At 35.9% G+C, this 25,541-nt stretch carries 16 protein-coding genes, 1 tRNA gene and 1 CRISPR repeat array; of the genes, 14 read left to right on the forward strand and 3 right to left on the reverse strand.

Annotated elements, in window-relative coordinates:
- Window positions 1-514: 514 nt before the first annotated feature.
- The 10 genes from AC6HVZ_RS00185 (at window position 515) to pglZ (ending at window position 21,077) form a co-directional block, all read left to right on the forward strand.
- Window positions 515-586, forward strand: a tRNA-Val gene (locus tag AC6HVZ_RS00185).
- Between the two features lie 553 nt (window positions 587-1,139).
- The gene (cas9, locus tag AC6HVZ_RS00190) at window positions 1,140-4,373 is read left to right on the forward strand and encodes a type II CRISPR RNA-guided endonuclease Cas9 (RefSeq protein WP_497556106.1); all 3,234 of its coding nucleotides are present in this window, start codon (window positions 1,140-1,142) and stop codon (window positions 4,371-4,373) included.
- Window positions 4,363-5,265, forward strand: a complete 903-nt coding sequence (gene cas1, locus AC6HVZ_RS00195; RefSeq protein ID WP_497556107.1) for a type II CRISPR-associated endonuclease Cas1 — start codon at window positions 4,363-4,365, stop codon at window positions 5,263-5,265. Before cas9 ends, cas1 begins: the two co-directional genes overlap by 11 nt.
- A gap of 4 nt (window positions 5,266-5,269) precedes the next feature.
- Window positions 5,270-5,578: a CRISPR-associated endonuclease Cas2 gene (cas2, locus tag AC6HVZ_RS00200; protein ID WP_497556108.1), complete on the forward strand. Its 309-nt coding sequence runs from the start codon at window positions 5,270-5,272 to the stop codon at window positions 5,576-5,578.
- A gap of 151 nt (window positions 5,579-5,729) precedes the next feature.
- A CRISPR array of direct repeats spans window positions 5,730-8,796; the repeat unit is 36 nt; unit sequence ATCATATCACATCAAGGTTCACAGGGGAATTATGGC.
- Between the two features lie 227 nt (window positions 8,797-9,023).
- On the forward strand, window positions 9,024-9,635 hold the full coding sequence (locus tag AC6HVZ_RS00205) for a DUF1819 family protein (RefSeq protein ID WP_497556109.1): 612 nt from the start codon (window positions 9,024-9,026) through the stop codon (window positions 9,633-9,635).
- The gene (locus AC6HVZ_RS00210; RefSeq protein WP_497556110.1) at window positions 9,635-10,216 is read left to right on the forward strand and encodes a DUF1788 domain-containing protein; all 582 of its coding nucleotides are present in this window, start codon (window positions 9,635-9,637) and stop codon (window positions 10,214-10,216) included. Before AC6HVZ_RS00205 ends, AC6HVZ_RS00210 begins: the two co-directional genes overlap by 1 nt.
- Window positions 10,217-10,229: 13 nt before the next feature.
- Window positions 10,230-13,778 (forward strand): BREX system P-loop protein BrxC, encoded by a 3,549-nt coding sequence (brxC, locus tag AC6HVZ_RS00215; protein ID WP_497556111.1) that lies wholly within the window; start codon window positions 10,230-10,232, stop codon window positions 13,776-13,778.
- A gap of 22 nt (window positions 13,779-13,800) precedes the next feature.
- Window positions 13,801-14,820: a hypothetical protein gene (locus tag AC6HVZ_RS00220; RefSeq protein ID WP_497556112.1), complete on the forward strand. Its 1,020-nt coding sequence runs from the start codon at window positions 13,801-13,803 to the stop codon at window positions 14,818-14,820.
- A gap of 36 nt (window positions 14,821-14,856) precedes the next feature.
- On the forward strand, window positions 14,857-18,408 hold the full coding sequence (gene pglX / locus AC6HVZ_RS00225) for a BREX-1 system adenine-specific DNA-methyltransferase PglX (RefSeq protein WP_497556113.1): 3,552 nt from the start codon (window positions 14,857-14,859) through the stop codon (window positions 18,406-18,408).
- A gap of 56 nt (window positions 18,409-18,464) precedes the next feature.
- Window positions 18,465-21,077, forward strand: a complete 2,613-nt coding sequence (pglZ, locus tag AC6HVZ_RS00230; RefSeq protein ID WP_497556114.1) for a BREX-1 system phosphatase PglZ type A — start codon at window positions 18,465-18,467, stop codon at window positions 21,075-21,077.
- Between the two features lie 259 nt (window positions 21,078-21,336).
- On the opposite strand, the gene AC6HVZ_RS00235 is transcribed toward pglZ, so the two are convergent.
- A complete protein-coding gene (locus AC6HVZ_RS00235; RefSeq protein WP_497556115.1) occupies window positions 21,337-21,837 on the reverse strand; it encodes a hypothetical protein in 501 nt (166 codons plus the stop codon).
- An 86-nt stretch (window positions 21,838-21,923) separates the two neighbouring features.
- Here AC6HVZ_RS00235 and AC6HVZ_RS00240 point away from each other — a divergent pair, with 86 nt between their 5' ends.
- Complete coding sequence (locus AC6HVZ_RS00240) at window positions 21,924-22,514, forward strand: vWA domain-containing protein (RefSeq protein WP_497556116.1); 591 nt, start codon at window positions 21,924-21,926, stop codon at window positions 22,512-22,514.
- A 241-nt stretch (window positions 22,515-22,755) separates the two neighbouring features.
- The gene (locus AC6HVZ_RS00245; RefSeq protein WP_497556117.1) at window positions 22,756-22,893 is read left to right on the forward strand and encodes a hypothetical protein; all 138 of its coding nucleotides are present in this window, start codon (window positions 22,756-22,758) and stop codon (window positions 22,891-22,893) included.
- A gap of 20 nt (window positions 22,894-22,913) precedes the next feature.
- Here AC6HVZ_RS00245 and AC6HVZ_RS00250 read toward each other — a convergent pair whose 3' ends face one another.
- Window positions 22,914-23,255 carry a hypothetical protein gene (locus AC6HVZ_RS00250; protein ID WP_497556118.1) on the reverse strand — a complete coding sequence of 114 codons (342 nt, stop codon included), beginning with the start codon at window positions 23,253-23,255 and terminating at the stop codon, window positions 22,914-22,916.
- Window positions 23,256-23,732: 477 nt separating this feature from the next.
- Between AC6HVZ_RS00250 and AC6HVZ_RS00255 the strand changes: the two genes are divergently transcribed.
- Both AC6HVZ_RS00255 and AC6HVZ_RS00260 read left to right on the forward strand, forming a co-directional pair.
- Window positions 23,733-24,092 (forward strand): DUF6398 domain-containing protein, encoded by a 360-nt coding sequence (locus AC6HVZ_RS00255; protein ID WP_497556119.1) that lies wholly within the window; start codon window positions 23,733-23,735, stop codon window positions 24,090-24,092.
- The gene (locus AC6HVZ_RS00260) at window positions 24,062-24,580 is read left to right on the forward strand and encodes a calcium-binding protein (RefSeq protein ID WP_497556120.1); all 519 of its coding nucleotides are present in this window, start codon (window positions 24,062-24,064) and stop codon (window positions 24,578-24,580) included. The genes AC6HVZ_RS00255 and AC6HVZ_RS00260 overlap by 31 nt, the downstream gene beginning before the upstream one ends.
- A gap of 218 nt (window positions 24,581-24,798) precedes the next feature.
- Here the strand turns inward: AC6HVZ_RS00260 and AC6HVZ_RS00265 are convergent, their stop codons facing one another.
- Window positions 24,799-25,458: a hypothetical protein gene (locus AC6HVZ_RS00265; RefSeq protein WP_497556121.1), complete on the reverse strand. Its 660-nt coding sequence runs from the start codon at window positions 25,456-25,458 to the stop codon at window positions 24,799-24,801.
- Window positions 25,459-25,541 lie beyond the last annotated feature (83 nt).

The raw sequence follows: 25,541 nt of genomic DNA on the forward strand, positions 1-25,541 counted from the left end.
ACCCTCCGTAAGTAATATATAAATATAATTTTCTATTATTATAATTGTAACATGGAGTTTTATCCAGTATTTGTTTCGGGTTACGAAGTTTTTTTGATGGAGGGAGGTGGGGAATTGGGTGTGGTGAGGAGATTGGATGTGGAGGTTAATGGATGATTATGCTGGGGCTTAACAAATTTACCTTGTAGGCTGGATAAATCGCTGATTGGATTGGATAATAATAACCTGAGACCTAATGAAAGCGGTTTTAGGCTGAATATATACAGAGATAAGCTGCAATGCCATACAGAACTTATTGTGCTTTAGCTTTTGGCTGGATGGATTGGCTAGCATAACCGGACGAAAGCTTGATTTGATCTGACACAAACAGTTTGACTGGATGATTTAATCGATCAGGAAAAATTTTATATTGACAGAGATTGACACCTTCGATATAGTAAGCTTATCGATATTCACATACGAAATTGTAAATTTACCTTGAACGTTTATTTACAATAAGCGTTACTATTATTACGAGCCGTTAGTTCAGCGGGAGAATACTTCCTTGACAGGGAAGGGGTCACAGGTTCAAATCCTGTACGGCTCATAAGTTTAAGCCATTTCATGAATATATGAAGATGGCTTTTTTATTTTCCTTTACAAATATTTATTTTATTTTTATAAATTCCAGATGAAAAGTTAAGATTTTTCATCAGCCAAATATGTAAAAGCTTTACCAGTTTAAATGCAGTAGGTTTGAAAATACAGGATGTTTTATATATTGAATATGTAATATCCAAAAAATGTAACCTATTCGATAACAACTCCTCTATGTCATAACAAAACTTCTGTTGAAATCTAAAGGAAAGCGAAAAAATAAAAATAGAAAATTTCATAAAATCACAATATATATTGACATAATTGGATATATTTTGTAATATGGTATTAACGACCTAGGGGTAGGTCGTAGAATCATGTCACATCAAGGTTCACAGGTAAGTTATTATGGTAAGGCATTATGCCGTGGCGTTGGGGATCGCCTAGCTCCGCAATATCTGCGGAGTTCCCCACAACAACTATGACTAAATGCTTTTAGTCATTTTTTTTTATACCTAAAACAGGCATATCGAACTAAAAATACATAATATAGGGTGATTCTAGTGAAATACAGTATTGGACTTGATATTGGGATTTCATCTGTTGGTTGGGCTGTAATTAATTTAGATAAGGAACGAATTGAAGATTTGAATTCCCGCATGTTTGATGCAGCTGAAAATCCTAAAAATGGTTCTTCCTTGGCAGCACCAAGAAGGGAAGCAAGATCAGCAAGAAAAAGACTGAGACGACGCCGTTATCGTGTAGGGCGAGTGCGTAATTTAATAATAAATCAAGGTCTGTTATCTGAAGTGGAAGCTAATCATCTGTATGAATGGAAAGACGAAGACTTGGATATTTGGCTGATCAGGGTAAATGGTGTAGAACGAAAATTAACGAACCGTGAATTTGCGCGTATTTTAATTCATTATGCAAAAAATAGAGGATTTAAATCCAATCGCAAAAGTGAGACAAAAGATGGAGAGGGTGGTGTTCTCTTAAAGGCAGTAAAAGAGAATGCAAATCTAATGCAGGAGAAAGGATACCGAACTGTTGCTGAAATGTTAATTTTAGATGAAAAGTTCAGGGGTTTGAAACGTAATAAAGGTGGAGACTACTCCCATGTTCTGGCAAGAGGAGAAATAGAAAAGGAAATACGGGATGTATTTGAAAAACAACGTGAATTAGGTCACCACTTTGCCAGGAAAGAAAATGAGGAAGAATACATAAGAATTTGGAGTTCTCAACGTCCGTTTTCAACGCAAGAGGATATCTCAAAACGAATTGGAAAGTGTACCTTCGAACCAAATGAAAAACGGGCACCTAAGTTCACCTATACATTTGAAAAATTTCGAGGACTGGATAAAATTAATCGTTTGCGTATTATTTCCGATAAAACTCCTCAACGCCGACTTACAACAGAGGAACGACAAGTAGTTTTGGAGAGCTTGCTGAATAAAAAGGAAGTAAAATATAAGGATCTTCGTAATAAACTTCAATTACAGGATCATGAAAGATTTAATGAGCTATTTTATGATCCAAGTGAATCAAATGAGAAGAATGAAAATAAAAAGTTTCTATCACTCGATGGATATTATCAACTGAAAAAGATTGTGAAAGATGTAGAAGGAAAGACATTGGCTGAATCGTATCGTCCGATTGATTATGATACATTCGCCTATGCAATAACTGTTTATAAAGATGATATTGATACACGTGACTATTTGCTGAATGAATATGTGAATGAAAACGGAAGAAGAATTAATAATCTTGCCAATCGACCTTACAGTAAAGAATTGATTGAGGAACTTTTAAATCTATCATTTTCAAAATTTGGCCATTTATCTTTAAAAGCATTAAATAAACTCATCCCATATTTAGAAGATGGCTGTCTTTATCATGAAGCATGTGAAAAGGTAGGATATAATTTTAATCAAAAAATAGGAACGGAGAAGAAAAAGTTGTTGCCAGTCATACCTGCAGATGATATTGCAAATCCGGTTGTGATTCGTTCAATATCCCAAACCAGAAAAATTCTCAATGCGATTATTAAACGATATGGTTCTCCATCTTATATTTATATCGAAATGGCTAGGGAGATGGGGCGTCATTATACAGAGAGAAAAGAGATTGAAAAACAATATAATAAAAATCGCAAAATAAATGAAAAGGCCAAAGATCGGATTCAAGAACTTCACCCGGAATTTAGTGTTCCGCGAGGACATGATATCTTGAAATATAAATTATGGCAAGAACAAGATGGCCGTTGTGCTTATTCGCTTCAGGAAATTCCAATGGATCGTTTATTTGATTACGGATTTGCGGAAGTCGATCATATTATTCCATATAGCCGCAGTTTTGATGATAGTAATGCAAATAAAGTACTGGTTTTGTCAAAAGAAAACCAAAACAAGAAAAACAGAACGCCATTTGAATGGTATGGAAGTGATGTGGTGAGATGGGATCAGTATATATCTTACGTCAATTCATTAAAGGTTCGCAAAAAGAAAAAAGATTTGTTACTGAAGAAAAATTTTGATGAGGAACAAGCGGAGACCTTCAAATCAAGACATTTAAATGATACAAGATATATTACTCGATTTTTGAAAGGATTTATTGAAGATAATTTACAATTTAGAGAAGAAGAAGGGCGCAAACAGTATGTATATACTGTAAATGGTGCTTACACCTCTCTTATGAGGAAACGTTGGGGCTTTAATAAGGATCGGGTAGAGAATGATCTTCATCATGCTTTAGATGCTGCATTAGTTGCTGTAAGTCTGCCATTCCAACACCGGGTTAGTAATTATTTCAAGCATAGTGAAATTCATGCTTCACAATTATTGAAACGAAAAGGGGAGAGATTCCCGGAACCGTGGGAAGGGTTTACCAAAGAATTGGAAGCCAGAATGCTACAAGATCCGGAAAGATTGAAGTTAGCATTAGAGAGTCTATCGCTAGCTAGTTATGATGAGGAATTTATTAATAGTGTAAAGCCTATATTTGTTTCCAGGATGCCAAAGCGGTCTGTAAAGGGTCAGATACATGAAGAGACAATTAGAAGGCACCGTGGGTTTACTGAAAAAGGTTTAAATCTAATGGTGAAGAAGTATGCTTTAGCAGATATTAAATTTGATAAAAATGGCGATTTTCCAATGTATGGAAGAAAATCAGATCCTAAAACATATCAAGCAATTAAAAATAGATATTTAGAAAGTGAAAAAGATGCATCCAAAGCATTCAGTACAGTACTTTATAAACCGTCTAAGAAACCTGAAAATGCCCCGATTATTCGCAGTGTAAAGATTGAAACAACCGCTAATCAGGTGTTTCATTTGGATGATAAAACGGTTGCGGAAAATGCGAGTATTGCTAGGACGGAAGTGTTTAGGCATAAGGTAAATGGAAAGTTTTATTTGGCTCCGGTTTATGTGAGTGATGTTTTATCTAAGAGAGTACCTGATAGATTTATTACTGCGTTAAAACCTTACAATGAGTGGGATATGATAACATCAGATTATGAGTTTCTATTCAATTTATTCCCTAACGATATAATAAGACTAAGAATGCCTAGGGAAAAAACTTCAAAATTAAATAATGGTGAAATTATAGTTTGGACTGAAGGAATCTTTTATTATAAAGGAGTCCATACCGGAACAGCCCAAATTAACATTATTGATCATATGAACAGTTATAAGGATGCTATTGGATCTAAAGGAATGCAAATGCTAGAAAAATACCAAACTAGCCCTCTAGGTGATTTGACTAGAGTTCATAAGGAAAAACGTTATGGCGTTTAGACATCTTATAATACGAAATCCAGCAAAATTATCGACAGTTCATGAGCAATTGGTCATTAAACAGGAAGAATCTATTAAAATACCTTTAGAGGATATAGTAACAATAACACTAGAAGATCCTGCAATTACTATAACAAATGTACTTTTGAGTAAGTGTACCGAATATCATGTTGAACTTATCATTTGTGACAAAAAGCGAATGCCTAGTGGAATTATACAACCTTTTCACAGGCATTCCAGGCAAAAATCCGTATTGGAAATGCAACTAGCTATAGGGAAACCATTTAGAAAGCGGATCTGGCAAAAAATTGTTATTCGAAAACTAGAGAATCAAGCAAGGTGTTTAGAATTAATACATAAAGGCGAAGAAGCACAGAAGTTATATGCTATCAGTCGAAGTGTGGATTCTGGCGATCGTACAAATCGTGAAGCATATGGGGCAAAGTTATATTTTGAAGCATTATTCGGTGATGGATTCCAGCGAAGGGAAGAGAATGTTTATAATATTTCGTTGAATTATGGATACAGCATTATTCGCTCACTGGTAGCAAGGGCACTTATTAGATATGGATTTACTCCTAGCTTTGGGGTATTCCATGACAGCCAGACCAATGCTTTTAATTTAGCTGATGATTTTATGGAAGTATTGAGACCATTTGTAGATGTAATAATTGCAATTAATGTTACTGATGAATTGGAATGGTCACCAGCAATCCGTAAAATGCTTTTTCAAGTGCTAGATATTGAAGCAATTTGGAAAGAAGAAAGATTAAGTGTTACGCATGGAGTTGATAATATGATAAAGAGTTTTGTTTCAGCTTGCCGGCAGCAGGATGCAAACTTATTATTACTTCCCGAATTAACTAATTTAGCTACCCACGCATATGAGTAGATTCATGAGAATAATAGTTTTTTTTGATTTGCCGGTGGTATTAAAAAGAGAAAGAAGGGCATATGCACGATTTCGCAGGTTTTTATTGGAAGATGGGTATACAATGCTTCAGTTTTCTGTTTACACAAGAATTTGCAATGGGAATGATGGGGTTCAAAAGCATATGAAAAGATTACACGAAAATCTTCCACCTGTAAATGGAGCAATCCGTGCAATGAAGATTACAGAAAAACAATTTGAAAATATGGAAATTTTACTGGGGACATCGACAGCCGAAGAAGAATTAGGTTCAAATAAAATAGATTTCTTTTAAAAAAATACTTGCAAAATAATTTGCAGGTATTTTTTTGTTGTTATTTTATTGAAAAAATAAAATTAATGATCACTTTCAGTCAAATCTATTACCATTTTTAATAGAAAGAAACCCTTGAAACGGGGAAGAATCAAGGGTTTTAGCGCCATGTATCATATCACATCAAGGTTCACAGGGGAATTATGGCCACACCATCAACAGGTGTACCCAAGTACCGATCATATCACATCAAGGTTCACAGGGGAATTATGGCGATGGGCTAGATAGTAATCAATTACTCGCTATCATATCACATCAAGGTTCACAGGGGAATTATGGCGCTCCATGCTAAAACTGTATCTTTGCTTTTATCATATCACATCAAGGTTCACAGGGGAATTATGGCAATTTTGGCGAGGTTGTCCGTTATAGTTACATCATATCACATCAAGGTTCACAGGGGAATTATGGCAGAAGTACCGTCGTATGCACGAATACGGATATCATATCACATCAAGGTTCACAGGGGAATTATGGCTCCACCACGTGTTGCGCCAAAACGAATTGAATCATATCACATCAAGGTTCACAGGGGAATTATGGCCGGAGCAAGCACCTGTTAAACCAAATAAAAATCATATCACATCAAGGTTCACAGGGGAATTATGGCTGCTTTTGCCTTAAAGTTCTTTTCAAAAATATCATATCACATCAAGGTTCACAGGGGAATTATGGCCGTTGTGTTGCTCTAATGTTTCGTTTGCTTATCATATCACATCAAGGTTCACAGGGGAATTATGGCTATGAATTTACGTTTTTCTTTTTCGGCTCGATCATATCACATCAAGGTTCACAGGGGAATTATGGCAAAGACGGCATATACTTCCCATTCATAAACATCATATCACATCAAGGTTCACAGGGGAATTATGGCATTACACAAGTGCTTATTACCGAAGTCCGGATCATATCACATCAAGGTTCACAGGGGAATTATGGCGCTGGGGATAATGCGAATAGTTTTTGTTAATCATATCACATCAAGGTTCACAGGGGAATTATGGCAAGCACTTGCCATTCTGCATCATACCCGAGATCATATCACATCAAGGTTCACAGGGGAATTATGGCGACTCTTCCTCTTGAACACGAGCTTGCAAATCATATCACATCAAGGTTCACAGGGGAATTATGGCTCAGGCGGGATGATGTTATAAATAAGTCTTATCATATCACATCAAGGTTCACAGGGGAATTATGGCTTCAAAGCCTATCTCTTGACCGACTGTCCAATCATATCACATCAAGGTTCACAGGGGAATTATGGCTCTAGTTTCTCAGACATATACAAACTCCCCATCATATCACATCAAGGTTCACAGGGGAATTATGGCTCATCCATCTCCCATACAGACTTATCAAACATCATATCACATCAAGGTTCACAGGGGAATTATGGCACATCCCAAGCAGGTGTAAGTCCGTCATCAATCATATCACATCAAGGTTCACAGGGGAATTATGGCTCATAATATAGTTTATCTTTCCTTGCTTCTATCATATCACATCAAGGTTCACAGGGGAATTATGGCACCTCCAGTTCAAGAGTTCTCACATTTTCTATCATATCACATCAAGGTTCACAGGGGAATTATGGCTACGAGGTTACTCAGTTTAATTTATTAGAAATCATATCACATCAAGGTTCACAGGGGAATTATGGCTTAAAAACTGATGCTATTGGTTGGGGAAAGATCATATCACATCAAGGTTCACAGGGGAATTATGGCGCTAGTGTTTCTGTAAGACTGGCAAATAATATCATATCACATCAAGGTTCACAGGGGAATTATGGCTCAAATAATCCTGTTCCTGCTAATCCTGCAATCATATCACATCAAGGTTCACAGGGGAATTATGGCGCGGTTATCGAGGTGTCCCCTCTTGAACCATCATATCACATCAAGGTTCACAGGGGAATTATGGCCAGGCAAAGCGTGTGGAGGAATTGGAAAGAATCATATCACATCAAGGTTCACAGGGGAATTATGGCGTTTTCGAACAGGCTTCTTTTAATTTCCCCATCATATCACATCAAGGTTCACAGGGGAATTATGGCTGCGTTCATACCCTGCGCCTCACACGCAACATCATATCACATCAAGGTTCACAGGGGAATTATGGCCTATTTGGGAGAATCCCCATCACAGACAGCATCATATCACATCAAGGTTCACAGGGGAATTATGGCTTTCTCACAATTCTTACCAATAAATAAACTATCATATCACATCAAGGTTCACAGGGGAATTATGGCATCTCTTCCGACCGTTCACTCATCAGAACCATCATATCACATCAAGGTTCACAGGGGAATTATGGCGTGAATGAACCAGGTCTTTATACTCTTATATCATATCACATCAAGGTTCACAGGGGAATTATGGCCCATTAAGAATTGGGATGAATTATGCCTCCATCATATCACATCAAGGTTCACAGGGGAATTATGGCTCCGGCGGTACAGGAGTAGCAGATGCTACAATCATATCACATCAAGGTTCACAGGGGAATTATGGCTTCCCATGCGCTGTCATGACACTATCAATCATCATATCACATCAAGGTTCACAGGGGAATTATGGCCCGCCCGCACCTTGGAAACCATCAATAATGATCATATCACATCAAGGTTCACAGGGGAATTATGGCACTCCCTGTTCCGGCTGTATTTGAAGAGTTATCATATCACATCAAGGTTCACAGGGGAATTATGGCCGTTTCAAAGACATCACGGAATGTAGTGGTATCATATCACATCAAGGTTCACAGGGGAATTATGGCTTAGATGGAATCAAACAAAAGACACGTATGATCATATCACATCAAGGTTCACAGGGGAATTATGGCTCGCATGTTTTAGGCCTCCTCTACTACTGAATCATATCACATCAAGGTTCACAGGGGAATTATGGCCAGATTGCTAGATTAAGTGAGGAGAATGCTATCATATCACATCAAGGTTCACAGGGGAATTATGGCTACAATGAACTCCACAGCATCCTGGCAAAAATCATATCACATCAAGGTTCACAGGGGAATTATGGCTACAGCGGTAAGATTGACTTAAACGGGTAATCATATCACATCAAGGTTCACAGGGGAATTATGGCCGCATTTGATGAGTCATTATCTTTGTTAGAATCATATCACATCAAGGTTCACAGGGGAATTATGGCTAACTGTTAAGCCGTCAGGGGCAAACATCAATAATAATGTTTTTCCAACTGAAATTTGTATAAAAAATTGAATGTAATTCGTATCATAATTTTATAACACATTACTTAAAAAATAATAAAATATCAAATTAATCAGAAAAATAAATCCCGCCCATATTTTATATGTAGAATCACAACACACAACATGATAAAATAGAACTAAATACCGAACCAAGGAATGTATAAAAATGGAAAACAAATTAGCTTATCGGTCGACAATAAAATCTCGAGCTTTTTTCTATATAGAAACAAAAAAGCTTGCAGAGCTAATATTACAAGGGTTAAGCGAAATGGAGATAAAGAAACAAGTAATTGATCAGAATATATTCCAGGTAAAATCAGAAGCTCGAAAAAGAGAAATTGCTTCAACCATCCTCAAACGATTAAAAGTCCTGGATATGTACTTGATTACAAAAATTACAACAAGCGGTATAAACACAAGTAAAATTATTGTACTTTTTTCCATACTCAAAACGGATAGGCTATTTTATGAATTTATAAATGAAGTATATTTTGAAAAATTCACTTATCGTGATTTAGTCATTACAGACAGTGATTTTAATCGGTTCTTTGAAGCCAAACGGCAACAAAGTCAAACGGTTGCTCACTGGAAAGATAATACCTTTTATAAATTACAGCAGGTATACATCAGAATCCTTGTTGAAGCAGGATTGTTAACAAATCAGAAAAAAAACAGGGAAATTGTGCAGCCAATCATGGATCCCGATATTTTGGATTATATTCGTACTACAGATGAACCAAGGTTAATAAATGTAATTGTTGGGGGTGAATCAAAGTAATGAAAACAATTCATGAACGACTTGATGAAATACTGCCAAAGATCATGAACCCTTCCTTTAAAGAAAATAAGGGACTGGGAAATGAAGTCGGCTACCATATTTTTGATTATCAGCCGGAATACGAGATGATCGTTAGAAATCATGTGGCCTTTTTGAAGGAACAAGTAAACAAAGAGTCATCAATGAAACGAATAATTGAATTTGATTTATATGAAGTCATTCTTGAAATTTTAGATGGTAAGGGATATTTACAGAAGAATTTCCAAATGGAACAGAAAAAAGGAAGTCAGCATGTACTTAATGCAACCCGAAAATCACTCAGGTTAACATTGAACAATGATTTAGTTATCAATTACATAGCAAAACAGGTTCAGAGAAATGACATTATATTTATCACAGGAATTGGCAAGGCATTTCCAATCATTCGATCCCACGTTATATTAAATAATTTATATAAAGCAGTTGGGCAGATTCCCGTCATACTGTTTTTCCCAGGTCGATATAATGGCCAGGAACTTCGGCTTTTCGGTGAAATAAAAGATGATAATTACTACCGAGCATTTCAGCTAGTGGATTATTAAAGGGGGAGCTATCATGCAGATAAAGAAAATGTTTGATCGTAGAATCGATCGTGACATTAAAGGTGTCGTTAAGGTTGGACAAGATGATGATCAGAATATCTATCAGGAGCTTGAGGAGTATGTTGTAACAAATGAACTACATAAACACATTGGCGATTTCTTCGCAGCATATAGAAAAGGGATTGACAGCCCGACAGATAAGATTGGTGTATGGATTTCCGGGTTCTTCGGATCTGGTAAATCACACTTTTTAAAAATACTATCCTATTTAATAGAAAATCGAATGATTCATGATACACATGCAGTTGACTTCTTTGATGATAAAATTCAGGATCCAGAGATTCTGGAAGATTTAAAAAAAGCAGGCAACATTACAACAGATGTTGTTCTTTTTGATATTGACGCAAAAAGTGAATCGGATTCCATGGCAGATAAGGATTCGATTGTAAAAGTGTTAAATAAAGTATTTAATGAAATGCAGGGCTTCTGTGGTGCTATTCCGTGGATTGCTGAAATTGAGCGAAATATGCATAATGACGGAACCTATGAAGGCTTTAAGGCTACATTCAGAGACATTTCCGGAAATCAGTGGGAAGAGGCTCGGGAAGATTTTTACTACGAAGAGGATGCAATCATTGAAGCACTTTCGAAAACAACACAAATGAGTGAAGAAGCCGCCAGAAATTGGTTTGAGCGCGCAGAGCAGGATTACACCATCAGCATTGAGCGGTTTGTTAAACGTGTTAAAGAATATATTGAATCCAAAGGAGAAAATCATCACATTGCTTTTTTAATTGATGAAGTTGGTCAATATATCGGGGATAATTCCAATGCGATGCTTAATTTACAAACGATCGTACATGAACTTGGCCGCCAGTGTAAGGGGAGGGCATGGATTGCCGTAACAAGTCAAGAAGATATCGACTCGGTATTAAGTGTCAAAGGCAATGACTTTTCCAAAATCCAGGGTCGCTTTGATACGAAGCTAAGTTTGTCCAGTGCATTTGTTGATGAGGTTATTAAAAAGCGTATCTTAATGAAAAATGAAGCTGGAAAGCAAACATTAGAAGAAGTATATCGGAAAAATAGTGCGATTTTACATAACTTATTAACCTTCACGGATAACAGTGCGGAAATGAAAAAATATACGAATGAACATGACTTTATTGATGTATACCCATTTATCCCATATCAGTTTAATTTACTGCAAAAGGTATTTGCTGGTGTGCGAATTCATGGAGCCTCTGGCCGTCATTTAGCAGAAGGGGAACGTTCCTTATTAAGTGCCTTTCAGGAGTCAGCCATTCATTTTGCTGATAGGGAGGAAGGGACACTTGTACCATTTGCAGCATTTTACGAAACAATTGAATCTTTTTTAGATCATAGTATTCGTAGTGTAATTATACATGCGCGTACGAATTCGAAGCTGGATACATTTGATGTGAAATTACTTAAACTTCTGTTCCTCATTAAATATGTAAAAGAACTGCCAGCAAATCTGGAAAATATCGCTACATTAATGGTGGATCATATGGATGTAGATAAACTTGAACTAAAAAAAGACATTGAAAAATCCTTATCACGTCTGATTGGTCAAACATTAATCCAGAAAAATGGCGATGAATATATTTTCCTGACAAATGATGAACAGGATGTAAACCGTGAAATTAAAAGTATGCATGTGGAAACATCGGAAGTTATTCAGAAGATAGGCGAAGAAATTTTTGAAGGAATATATAAAGATAGAAAGTATCGCTATTCAGCGAAACATCATTTTGCATTTAATGCATTTATTGATGATCGCCCTATTCGTACACAATCCAATGATATTGGGGTAAGAGTTCTGACCCCTTATGCAGATGCTTCCATAGATTATAATGCATCCGAATTGAAAATGTTATCAATAAGGGAAAATAACGTAATCTTAAAACTGCCGCAGGATACATCTTATCTGGAGGAAATGGAAGAAATTTTAAAAATCGGGGCCTATTTAAAAATAAAAAGTGGTGCTTCTGTGTCACAGGCGGTTGAAGATATTAAAACCCGAAAGACAAGGGAAGTAACCACCCGTCGTGAGCGAATTACCACCTACTTAACAGAAGCATTAAAAAAGGGGGAAGTTTTTGTAAACTCACAGCAGATGGACATTAATAAAAAAAGTCCTGCAGATCGAATCAATGATGCATTTCGAACACTAATCAAATCACTGTACAATAAACTGGATTACATTACTGAATTTGTTGATACTCCAAAAGATTTACAATCGATAATCACTTCATCGGAACAGCTGTCCATGGATAATAATAATGAGTCAAATCACCTGGCAATCAAAGAAGTAGATAATTATGTGGCTCGTTTAACCGCTAGAAATCAGCAAATGACGATAAAAAGTATCACAACAACCTTTGCCAAACAACCCTATGGCTGGCTGGAAATGGATACGACAGCCCTTTTGTTGCATTTGTTTAAAGCACAGGAAATCAAATTACAATTAGCTGGGAGACAGTTGCAGCTAGAAGAGATCAGTTTAATCAATTATATGACAAAACGGGATTATGTGGATCGGGTTGTTGTTAATAAAAGAGAACGGATCACGCCAATTTTACTGAAAAATGTTCGCAATTTAAGTAAAGAGTTATTTGGTGTTTCTGCATTGCCAACAGATGAAGATGGACTTAAGCACCGATTTAATGAACTGCTTCATCAGGAAAAGGACAAGCTCGTCGATTTGCTGGCAAACTATCGAAATAAATATTATCCAGGTGAAGAAGTAATAAAAGAAGGTAAACAAATCATTGAATCGTTATTAAATATAAAGGATACCGCAACGTATTATAAAAAAATCCTGGAAGTCCGTCGTGCGTTAAAGGAATATGCGAATAATGTGAAAGAAATAAAAGGGTTTTTTGAAAATCAGCGAGATAAATTCGATGAAGCAATGAAACGGCTTACTATCTTTGAAAATAATCGTACCTATGTGACGGATAAGGGGATTAATGAAACGGTAGAAAGGATAGATAAAATTATCCATCAGGCAGAACCATTTGATATGATTCAGGAATTGCCTGGATTATATCAAACGTTTGATGAACATTTTGTTGAGTTATTAGAAGAAGAATGTAAACCTGTGAAAGCGGCAATCAGAGAAGATTTGCAGGAGGTTTTGGATGAACTGGAGAAAGACGAAAAAATGAATGCAATCTTCCTGAGAACTTTCAGGATTCGGTTCCAAACATTGGAAGAGAGACTTGATCATACGAACAATCTCTATGAAGCAGTAGCCATGCAAGTGGAAAGTGATCGGTTGAAGGTGCGTTGTTTGGATGAGATTGAACGAGAAAAAGCGAGCGTCATTCCACCAATAAATCCAGATGGTGACCCTGATGAGGAGGATGAAAAACCATCTATTCGTCCAAGAAAAACAAAAACATTAAGCAAAAATAGGATTTTAAAAGGAACGAAAATGCTTAAATCAGAAGAAGATATTGATAGTTTGGTGGAAGAGCTTAGAACGAAGCTTCTTAATGAACTAGAAGAAGATACAACGATTAATTTAGTGTGAAACAAAGGAGATTGTAAAAGCTATGAAAGTAAATGAATTGCGAGGGATGATCAAGAATCGAAAGAAGGACGAGTTGCAGCAGTTGATAGTGGAAATGTATAAGCAATTTCCGAAAAAAATGCGTGAAGCAAAGGAAATCGATCAATTAATTGAAAATCCGGAGAGCTTAAAAAAAATTAGGAAAAATACTACACGAACTGTATCAAACGTGGACTTTGACTCTGTAGAACATGAGGTGCATATTTTTTTAGAAAATGCCCGTGCACAGAATTATTTTGCTCCAAATCGGGTTATCTCAAAAAAGGAACGATCGGGTTGGCGGTTTACTGCGAAAAAATTAATTGATCAGGTAACTGCACTCTCAGGGCAACCTGAACATCAAGAAGCTTGTGCATTACTTATGGAAGAATTATACAAACTGTTCTGTTATGCTTCCGGACATTATGTATTTGCGAGTGATGAACCTTTCTATACGCTGAAAATACCTCAAGAGGATTTTCTGAAACGAGTTGTATTGTTGAAGAAGGGTGTAGATGAACCTGACAAATGGATCACTGACTCACTGAAACTTGTGCTGGAAAATGGAGTGGACCGTGATACCTTAACAAGTTCTTTATGGGTTTCTTTGCTGGAAACCTTAAACAATGCCCCGCTGAAAGAAAGAATGGTGAAGATTGCTGAAAAGCTTCTCAAGGAAAAACAAACGAGCCTAAAAAAAGCCGGCAAGTTAAACAAAAAATCAATTGATTACTATGATGAAAAATATATTAACGATTTGGTTGAAATGATCTTTATGACACAAAGTATGTTAGGTGAATACAAACTAGCAGTGGATTTTTACAAAAGGCATGCTATTCAAAGAATTGAAGAAGTGAAATTGTATATTTTGTTAGAATTAATAATGTATTGGCAACGTGTAGAAGATTGGAAAGACGTGTATGAAAATGCAGTTAAAAATAATATAAAACCGAGGGAACGTTTAAAGAAAACGAATGAATTTATTAAGAGTGAAAATCGATTTCCAAAGTACATTCTCGGTTAATATATTATGAATTGTTAATGATATTGGAGGATAGCCATGGATAAAGGTGCAATCAAGAAGTTTGCCGTCACTGCAAGAAATAAGTTAATGGAAGCAGTTGCCCAAAAAGCTTTTGAATTAGGGATTACGGAGGCTGCGATAAAGCATGCGGAGATCTATCAGGACGGCTTCTTAATCAATCAAAAATTTTATAAGAAATATGAAATTAAGCAACGGGAAAAACTGATCCGTGAAATGAGACAAAAAGGCTATGAACAGGTAATTGAAGAAGCAGCATACACTTGGTTTAATCGGTTTATTGCACTCAGATTTATGGAAGCAAATGACTACCTGCCGACTGGTATTCGAGTGTTTTCTTCGATTGAAGATGGTAAAAAAGAACCGGATGTATTGACAGAAGTGCTTATGCTTGTTGATGAGTTAGATCTTGATGAGCAAAAAGTGTACGAACTGCAGGACGCAAATGAGACCGAGGATTTGTTTAAATACATTTTGATTAAGCAGTGTAATAAGTTGGGCGAGATTATGCCGATGATGTTTGAAGAAATTCAAGATTATACGGAACTTCTTATTCCCAATCAATTATTAGCAGAGACTTCTGTTGTTTATGATCTGGTCACACTGATTCCAGAAGAAGATTGGACAGAAGAAGTAGAGATTATCGGCTGGCTTTATCAATACTATATTTCCGAGAAAAAGACCGAAGTTTTTGCTGATTTGAAGAAAAACAAAAAAATTAGTAAGGAAAATATCCCTGCAGCAACGGAATTATTTACACCAAGATGGATTGTACAATACATGGTAGATAATTCTCTTGGTCGTTTATGGTTAGAATCTCATCCTGATCATGCTCTTCAGGAGAAGCTCCCATATTATTTAGAAGCTGCTGAGCAACCAGAGAGTGTTGCCCGACATTTGAATCAATTAAAGAATGCTAATTTAAAGCCTGAAACCATTACATTTTTCGATCCATGTATGGGTTCCGGTCATATTCTGGTCTATGCATTTGAAGTTTTCTATGAACTTTATAAATCACAAGGATATCGGGAACAGGATATACCAAAATTAATTATCGAAAATAACCTGTTTGGATTGGATATCGATCCACGTGCAGTGCAACTGGCACATTTTTCTGTGATGATGAAAGCAAGAAGCTATAATTATCGTTTGTTTGATACACAAATAGCAAGTAATCTTCATTGGATTGAAGAAAGCGACGTGGTGTCTGATGAGGATGTAGATATATTTGCAGGAGATACAGATCTTCAAGATGATGTCGAAGTGCTAATTGATACATTCAAGGATGGAAAATTATTAGGTTCAATTATTGAAGTTCCAGAGGTCAATTTAGTAGCTTTGAAGGAACGCATTACTGCGTTAAAAGAAAATGAGTTTGATGATATGTTTGAAATGGATTTTAAGGATCATTCGCTGCCGGTTATTCAACGATTAATTGACCAGGCTGCAATTCTTGCAACGAAATATGATGTAGTTGTGACGAATCCGCCTTATATGGGTCAAAGAGGGATGAACGTAGAGCTTTTAAAATTCGTTAGGGAAAAACATAAAGAATCCAGTGCTGATCTTTATGCTGTATTTATTGAAGTCGCTATCCATTTTGCTAAAGAAAATGGACTAATAGGGATTGTCAATCAACATTCATGGATGTTTCTATCATCATTTGAGGACTTAAGGAAAAACATTTTAAGTGATCAGCAAATTCTTTCTATGATTCATTTGGGTACTAAAGCTTTTTCTGAAATTGGTGGAGAAGTAGTGCAAACAACATCTTTTGTTTTGAAAAAGGGAAAAATTACTGATTTTATAGCTACTTTTGTCCGTCTTACTGAAATTCATGATGCAGAAGTAAAGAAAAAAGCATTTTATAATAATAATTTGCACTATAATAGAACTCAAGATGGGTTTTCAGATATTCCTGGTTCGCCAATTGCGTACTGGGCAAGTGATAGTTTAAGAAGTGCTTTCTATAATAATAGAAGGATAAGCTCTGTATCAAAACCAAGGCAAGGTATGAAAACCTTAAATAATAACAAATTTATTAAGAACTGGTCTGAAGTAAATAGAAATTTTATTAGTTTCGATTCTAATAGTCTTGAATCCGCAAATAAGTCAAATAAGAAATGGTTTCCAATTAACCACGGTGGTGAATTTAGAAAATATTATGGTAACAATGAATCAGTTGTTAATTGGGAGAATGATGGATATGAGATGAAACAACTGGCTATGGAAAAATACAATTCTGTAACAAGGACAATTACTAATATCGAATTTTACTTTAAGGAAGGGTTGACTTGGACAGCGATAACTAGTGGTTCATTAAGTGTTAGAGACTTTAAAGCAGGATTTCTTTTTTCTAATGCTGGTTTTTGTATGTTTGAAAGTGAAAATAAGCATTATATTCAGGGATTGCTAAATTCTAAAGTTAGTATAAAGTTGTTAGAGGTATTATCACCTACATTAAACTTTAATGTAAGAGATATTGGAAATATACCTTTTATTTATATAGATAGCATTGAAAAAGAAATAGATTTATTAGTAATAGATTGTATCTCAATCTCAAAATCCGACTGGGACTCATTCGAAACATCCTGGGATTTCAAAACCCATCCATTCATCGAATTTAAAATGGGTGGAACCAAAATTGCTGAAGCATACTCAAACTGGCAGCAAGAAGCAGAACAACGTTTTCAAACATTAAAAGCCAATGAAGAAGAACTAAACCGGATATTTATTGATCTATACGGCTTGCAGGATGAGCTTACATCAGAAGTGGAAGAGAAAGAGGTCACAGTTAGACGTGCGGATCAGCTGCGTGATGTGAAAACCTTCCTATCCTATGCAGTTGGTTTAATGCTTGGACGTTATTCCCTGGACGAAGAGGGTCTCGCATTTGCAGGTGGTGAATTCGACCTGGATAAATACAAATCCTTTAAGGTTGACGCAGACAATGTTATCCCAATTACAGATGATGCTTACTTTGAAGATGATATTGTTTCCCGTTTTATTACAATCATGAAAACAATTTTTGGACAAGAAAACCTGGAAGAAAATTTGGATTTCATTGCAGACACTTTGACCAAAAGAGCTAGCGAAACGTCCAGACAGCGGATTCGTCGCTATTTCCTAAAAGAATTTTACAAAGACCACGTGCAAACCTACCAAAAGCGGCCGATTTACTGGTTATTTGACAGTGGAAAGCAGGATGGCTTTAAAGCACTTGTCTACTTACATCGCTATGAGCCAGGGTTGGTTGCTCGGGTAAGAACAGAGTATTTACATGCACAGCAAAGGAAATATGAAGAAGAAATGAACCGAATGGATATCATGCTTGAAGCAGATGTTTCCAAACAAGAGAAAACGAGAGCAAAGAAGCAAAAAGAAAAACTACAAACGCAATTATTGGAATGTCAAAGCTATGATCAGGTTATCGCTCATGTAGCAAATCAAAAGCTCAATTTAGATCTGGATGATGGTGTGAAAGTGAATTATGGCAAATTTCAAGGTGTAGAGATTCCGCGTGGTGAAGGCAAGACATCGCTAAAGGCAAATGTACTTGCTAAAATATAAAACCGAATTAGATATGAAAGAATTCATTCAGAGGTTACTGACAAGGAGAGTAGGGGATGGTCGAGTTTTTTTATTTGACTTCCAACCTCTATCCTCCGACTTCTGTTACAAAGGCAGGGTTGGATATGAATTTAAAAGAAATACATCGTGTATTAAATGATATGTATCAAAAAGAATTAACGAATGGAAGGAAGCGTCATATTGTATTTTGGTACGACGAAGAAGGTGAATTCATTGATGATATCGACTGGATCCAGTTGGATAATATTAGAGTGTGGAAAGTAACCACAGATAATTTATTTGCTACGAAATACGAGCTGGAAAAGAAGGATACAAAAAGCCACTTTCTGCTTTATGCGAACATGCCAAAGCCAAACCCACGTGAAGATTGGTTGTATGATTTATATAAATTAGGTTATGAATTTGCTACGGATAAAATAACTGTCATTATGCGTGAATTGGATATAACCGATGACAGCCTCAGAGAAACGTTTAAAGCATATAAACATTTTTTTAATAATAAGTCTCGATTTCAAGCCTTTCGTAAGTTTCCTGTAAATACATATACCGAAGAAGCGGTTGATTTAAACGTACTGGCAGCATTAAGTAAAAGCACGACAAACACGATGGATGATATTTTGAAAGCATTGCTGCGTAAACAAAAGGCCGGCGATCAAACTGTTTGGGAAAACATCCATAAGTATGGGGGGGAAGTGAAGTTCTGGCAGTTGATGGAGAAATATTATGGTTATTCTCTTCCTGAAAAATCAATCGATTCACTTCTGACTTTTTTAATCATTACGTATCTTTCGCAACAAAATCAAGCAGTGGAGTTTCCAGAACACTGGCAAAATTATATAAGTATTCGACCAGCAAATGTCATTGTATTTATGGATCAGTGGATGAACCATCGTGATGAACGTCAAGTATATAATCAACTGTCAAATCGGGTTGCAGAAACAATTCAAGCAGCTGATTACATTAGTCAATGGGATATAAATGACATGATTCACATGGATGCATTTAGGAATTTTGATGAAAAGATAATCATGTATCTTGTTGACCAATTGACGAATAACTTAACTCATTTTGATTACTATGCTGAGATTATAGCTGAACGACGCAGACTACATTGGTACCCGGAATACGAACATGAATATGAAGCAATTTATCATGCATCAGAAATAATCCGTCGCATGCATGACATCGATTCTTTTATTCCAGAACAATCTGCAAGTCAGCTGTTCAAGGCATATGTTAATGATTATTATAAGATAGATATGGCTTATCGGAAATTTTATGTAGCCTATGACCAGATAGAAGAAAATGAGCGAATATTTGTCTTATGTGAAAAGGTTGAGAACCTGTATGCGAATCGCTTTATTGAGGAACTGGCACTGAAATGGGGCGAAAGCTTGGAGAGAACAGAGGATAAAGGATGGCCGATCCCCGGTACCCTTCAACAGAAAGATTTTTATCGTGATTGGGTTCAGGGCTTTCAATCAAATGATGAACGAGTATTTGTGATTATTTCAGATGCATTAAGATATGAAGCAGCAAAAGAACTAATGAATGTATTAAATAATGAACGTAAAGCAACGACAGAAATTGCTGCAATTCAAAGTGTACTGCCATCATATACTGCTCTTGGAATGGCCGCCTTATTGCCATACAAACAGATGGAATTTACGGATGATGGAAAGATTTCCATCAATGGTGTGAATTCTTCTGGTATCATCAATCGGAATCAGATAGTAGAGCAAAATAGACAGGATTCGTTGGCAGTAAAATTTAGTGATATTGCAGGAATGAATCGAGCAGCCTTTCGACAAACCATTCAAGGGAAAAAGGTCGTCTATATTTATCATAATACGATTGATGCAAAAGGGGATAATGCTGCAACAGAGATGGAAGTTTTTGCAGCAGCTGAAGATGCCATAAAAGACATTCGTTTGCTTGTAAATCGGTTAGTCGTGGATACGAGTGCTTCCAATATATTAATTACAGCAGATCATGGCTTTATTTATCAACGTAAGCCGATTGCTGAGAGTCAAAAGCTGCCAAATAACATGGAAGATACGATCCTAACGAAGCGGAGATTTTCTGTATCGGATAAACAGGCAGAAGTGGAGGGAACGTTAACGTATTCCATGGAATATATTTTGAAGCAGGAAAAGAACCTGTTTGTTACCATTCCAAAAGGGATTAACCGATTTGCCATTCAAGGAGCTGGTGCAAATTATGTTCATGGTGGTGCCATGCTTCAGGAGATTGTGGTTCCAGTTATTACCTTTAAAAATGATCGAAGCAAATCATCCGTTAATGCGTCTGTGAAAGTGGATGTAAAATTAACAACACCAACAAGGAAAATTACAAATCCCATTACTTACTTGGAATTTTTCCAAACTGCTAAAGTGGAGAATAAAAATCGACCAAGATATTTAGTCGCCTATTTTGTTGATGAAGTTGGCAAGAGGGTGTCGAATGAAAATAGATTAATTGCAGATAGTTTCTCATCCCAGGCAACAGAGCGAGCATTTCGTGTGAAATTTGTGTTCAAATCAACCTATTATGATAAACGAAAAAATTACTATCTTATCTTAGAGGATGATGAAGAGAAAATCGATCAAATTTATGAAAAATACACATTTACGATTGATATTGTCTAATGTCCAGAGAGACTTTTATCTCAGAATAGCTTAATAACCAATGATTCTTAGATCAGATTTCGTACATAACGGTCGATATTTACTATAGTGGATTGCTTAAAAAATACGGCTATCACCTTTTGCGAAAGATGGTATGGTTGTAAAGTAGGTTGAATTGATGGCGAAGAATGAGCGTGTTTGAAAGTAAAATAGGAATGAAAAGAATGACTGTAACAATTTCCGGTTGCAGTCATTCTTTTTTGCTTACTACACAAAAGTCCTACCCCAATAATGGCTCCAAACCATAATGATCCAGAGCCATATTCACATCATGGATATTATACATTTTTTTCTCAAGACAGAATTGCAGGATCAAATCTTTTTCATTACTTTTAGATAAGGAATAGCCAGCAGAACTTAGGAGTCTATCTGTTTCTTCTTTATTTAACTCAAGTGCAAGGGCAAGAGCAATTAGACTGTTTTTCCTTGGAAGGTAGTTTGCGTTGCTCCTTATTTTGGAAAAATGCCTACGATCAATTCCAGCTTTATGATAAACTTCAGGTTCGCTAAGCCCTGATTGATCAATGAAGTCAAATAATACTTGCTGCACTGTGGGCTGCCGGTTATTTTTTATGTAATCATCCAATTTATTTTCCTGTATATCGAGGTCACTTTCGATTTCTTCACTAGCTTTATTGTATAATACATGGTCTTCTTCCAAATGCAATTGTATGTAAGCTTCCAGCTCATTAAAGAGTTTCTGATTCAGCAATGTCAGCACCTCCCTAAATGTCCCTTTGCAGGCGACCGATTGATGGAAAACTACTATTATAATTATAGCATAATTATAATGGAAGGATGATTTTGATGAATAAGGAACTGACGGAAATTATATTTTTGCTGGATAGAAGTGGTTCAATGGCAGGGCTTGAAAAGGATACAATTGGTGGTTTTAATTCGATGATTGAAAACCAAGCCAATCAGCCAGGGGATACACTGTTAACAACGGTGCTTTTTGATCATGAGTATGAAATATTGTGGAGTGGAATGGATGTGAAAACTACAAAACTGACAGAGAAAGAATATTATGTAAGAGGATATACGGCACTATTGGATGCAGTGGGAAAAACGATTGTGGCTGTTGGAAATAGATTAAGTGAAACAGTTGAAGCACTAAGACCTGGCAAGATAATAGTTGTAATTACAACAGATGGCCTGGAAAATGCGAGTAAGGAGTTCACCTATGAAAAAGTAAAAACACTCATCATCAATCAACAGGAAAAACACAATTGGGAATTTATATTTTTAGGTGCAAACATGGATGCAGTAAAGGAAGCAAGTAGTATTGGAATAAAAATGGAGAGTGCATATGATTTTGAGGCGACAGAAGCGGGTGTGAATAAAATGTATAGCTTTGTAAATGAGGAAATAATGGTAAGAAGAAAGAGTGGGAAATAGTATCAATAGTTGATATACCATAATTCTTGGATTAATCCCCATTAGCTCTTTTCATTTTTGCCGTTATACGATCCTTTTTGTTTGAGTATTGTCAACGATAAAAAGAAGATTGGTCGTGAATAACTTTGATGGGCGTATTTTCTTTTTATTTGGAATTCCCAGTTTGCCAGGTGAAAAGCAAATTTAAACCAGTCTTAACGCTTCCCCAGGAGATTAGAAGGAACTCCCACAGATTGAAGTTTTGAATTATGAACAGGATTTCTTCACACTTGAAAATGAATATGAAGATTTTGGATACATTCAGGTTTTAATGGAGAATATGATTACCGAACAGTGTCCTGCACTGTTCGGCATGATTACAGTACAATATTGGATTTAAAAAGCTTGTGGGGGATTTCACTAATATTGTTCAGAAAGTTGGCGAAGTTTTTTCTCATGCTGTGCAGTTTTACTCAATAAAAAATCTGTGTTTTCTTGGGTTTCAGTTAATTCCACTCTAATACCATCAACCTTTTTTTCTAAACGGTCTAATCTCAGATTAACTTTGGAAAAACCTTCATCCATCTTGGAGTTCATATCGTCAAATTTTCGATCGATATTATCGAATTTCCGATCGATATTATCAAATTTCCGATCGATATTATCAAATTTCCGATCGATATTATCAAATTTCCGATCCATATGTTCTCCATGAAGTTTTAATGCATTTAAAATTTCCTTTAAGATAGTTTCTTGTTCCATGCTTTTCACCTCCCTTGTATAAAAGTATAAACGATTTTAGAATTTTTGGGAAGAGTATAAAATTAATATGATAATTAGGGCATTGATATTATCATTACTATGTAAAACGGGCTGCTAAAAGAAAAGATGTCTTTTCTATATATAATAATATAAGGGATGGATTTGTTCACCTTGACATTGTTATGGTTAAGAAGATAATAAACTAATTGCTGAGATAGATGGGCATGGGAGATGGTTTAGCTGGATGCTTGAAAAATATTAATGTCGTAGATCCTTTAGATCCCGTTTTACCAGTAATACCAAATCGGGCTCAGAGAATTCCTGTCTTTAGCTAAGCAGGAATTTTGGGATATTTGACGAATTATTAAAATAGAAGGCTAAGAATTTTGAAACTATGATCAATCTTATACCAGACAAAAGCATTTCTGTGGTGTGGAGTTATATGGAGTCTACTAATCTAAAAAAGGATATGAAGACATGGCAACTACAAATAAGAAAAAAGTTAAAGAAAAGAAAGAGCAGCTGCTTCAGCTAACGAAAGATTTTAGTGAAGAATATTTGAATGAAGAATATGATGCTGTGATTGAAAAGCTAATTACAAAAATGGCTAGAAAAAGGGAGGTGCCATTTTTAACAGGTAGAATTGAAATTTGGGCAGCGGCTGTGATTTATGGACTAGGAACTATCAATTTTTTATTCGATAAGGGTACGGATCCCTATGCTTCTGTTACTGATATTTGTGAGTACTTCAACACAAAAAAAGTACCACCTCTCAAAAATCAAAAAAGATTAGAGATATGTTTAACATGTCATATTTTGACAGTGAATTTTCAATAGAATCTGTAGCAAAGAGTAGTCCATTTAATAATTTCACAACGGTGAACGGATTTATTGTTCCCAAGGCAAAGCTTGAAGAACAAGAATTGGAAAACGATGCTTTGGAGGAATGGGAAACAAAAGTTGCTGAAATACTAGATATTCCAATACAGCAAAAGGAATACAGTGAAAGTGAGCGGTTTGGGTTATTTGAAGTAACTGGTGAAAAAATATTGAAATATTACCATTATTTGAAGGAAAAATTAACTTTTCCGTTTGAGGCATCATATGAACGGGAAACAGGGCCATTTTCATTTGAAGAATATGAAGTGAAATGCATTCGTTTAGATCAAGTGATGCAGTATGATGACATGTATGGGGTTCTAGTAGAATGTAGACAAGGAAGAAAGAAAGTAATTGTCCCCCTAGCTGAAATGGATGTAGATGAAGAGAATGATAATTACGCCATAGTTGATGATTTTCAAGGATGGTTTTGGAATTACCGTTAACATAAGTAGTGCTACTCCTGCTTTAATGGGGAGTTTTAATAATATCCCTATAAAGGGTTCTTATAATAGTGTCCCATTAGAGAAAGTGATTACTGCTATGAAGCGCTCAGCTGACTGCAAGGAATTATTTTATAATCGGCCCGAGTATATTTAATAGAGTTAAACAGTAAAAAAAATGGTGTACAATCTGATGTACACCATGCTTTTACTGAAAATTATTATTTATTAAGTTCGATTTCAATATCGATTTCTTCACCAATATCTTCCCAATTAGCATCTGAAGCTGCACTAAAAATTAAACGGATAGTTTCAACATCTTCAGCTTTTGAATTTTCCAAAATATAAAAAGAAGATCCAGATTTTGTAACAGCACCAATATATTCACCATCAATATGATCACTGAAGAACATATCCGATTCTAATTGTTCACCAGTATTAGTGGTCATGATAGCTTGGGATGCATAGAAGGTTGTATTTTCTTCTGTAGTATTTTCAACTGTCATATCAACCTGAATATATTCTAATTCCTCTGTTTCCATCATAGCAGCCATGTCACCACTCAGTTTCCCGGTAACCCCATTTGCCTTTTCTATTGTTAATTTAATTGGACCTGATTCAAATGTTCCCACATCATCAGTGCGACTAACTAGTGTCATTTCCCCTGCTTCCGTTGTCAATGTGTCTCCAACTTTAGCTTCTGTGGACTTATTTTCTTCAGCTGACATTTCTGTTGAATCATCCTCAGCTGTTTTTTCGCTTTCGTTTGTTGCAGCATCACTTGATGAAGAATCACTACTTTCAGCGTCAGATTCACCACCACATGCAACTAAAACTGTTGATAAAATGAATGCGAAAAATAGGATTGCTAACTTCTTCATACTAATATCTCCCTCCGTTTTAATAAACAATTAACATGCAATAAATAACCAGCATGCTTAATTATTAGTATAGCTGAAGGGGT

The sequence above is a fragment of the Oceanobacillus sp. NCCP-135 genome (assembly GCF_059698015.1).

Excerpts from the sequence above, each read along its gene's own strand:
- brxC (WP_497556111.1), top strand. The coding sequence starts at position 10,230 with ATGCAGATAAAGAAAATGTTTGATCGTAGAATCGATCGTGACATTAAA.
- AC6HVZ_RS00255 (WP_497556119.1), top strand. The coding sequence starts at position 23,733 with ATGGCAACTACAAATAAGAAAAAAGTTAAAGAAAAGAAAGAGCAGCTG.
- pglX (WP_497556113.1), top strand. The coding sequence starts at position 14,857 with ATGGATAAAGGTGCAATCAAGAAGTTTGCCGTCACTGCAAGAAATAAG.
- AC6HVZ_RS00210 (WP_497556110.1), top strand. The coding sequence starts at position 9,635 with ATGAAAACAATTCATGAACGACTTGATGAAATACTGCCAAAGATCATG.
- AC6HVZ_RS00220 (WP_497556112.1), top strand. The coding sequence starts at position 13,801 with ATGAAAGTAAATGAATTGCGAGGGATGATCAAGAATCGAAAGAAGGAC.
- AC6HVZ_RS00205 (WP_497556109.1), top strand. The coding sequence starts at position 9,024 with ATGGAAAACAAATTAGCTTATCGGTCGACAATAAAATCTCGAGCTTTT.
- AC6HVZ_RS00260 (WP_497556120.1), top strand. The coding sequence starts at position 24,062 with ATGTCATATTTTGACAGTGAATTTTCAATAGAATCTGTAGCAAAGAGT.
- cas2 (WP_497556108.1), top strand. The coding sequence starts at position 5,270 with ATGAGAATAATAGTTTTTTTTGATTTGCCGGTGGTATTAAAAAGAGAA.
- pglZ (WP_497556114.1), top strand. The coding sequence starts at position 18,465 with ATGGTCGAGTTTTTTTATTTGACTTCCAACCTCTATCCTCCGACTTCT.
- AC6HVZ_RS00250 (WP_497556118.1), bottom strand. The coding sequence starts at position 23,255 with ATGGAACAAGAAACTATCTTAAAGGAAATTTTAAATGCATTAAAACTT.
- cas1 (WP_497556107.1), top strand. The coding sequence starts at position 4,363 with ATGGCGTTTAGACATCTTATAATACGAAATCCAGCAAAATTATCGACA.
- AC6HVZ_RS00265 (WP_497556121.1), bottom strand. The coding sequence starts at position 25,458 with ATGAAGAAGTTAGCAATCCTATTTTTCGCATTCATTTTATCAACAGTT.
- AC6HVZ_RS00240 (WP_497556116.1), top strand. The coding sequence starts at position 21,924 with ATGAATAAGGAACTGACGGAAATTATATTTTTGCTGGATAGAAGTGGT.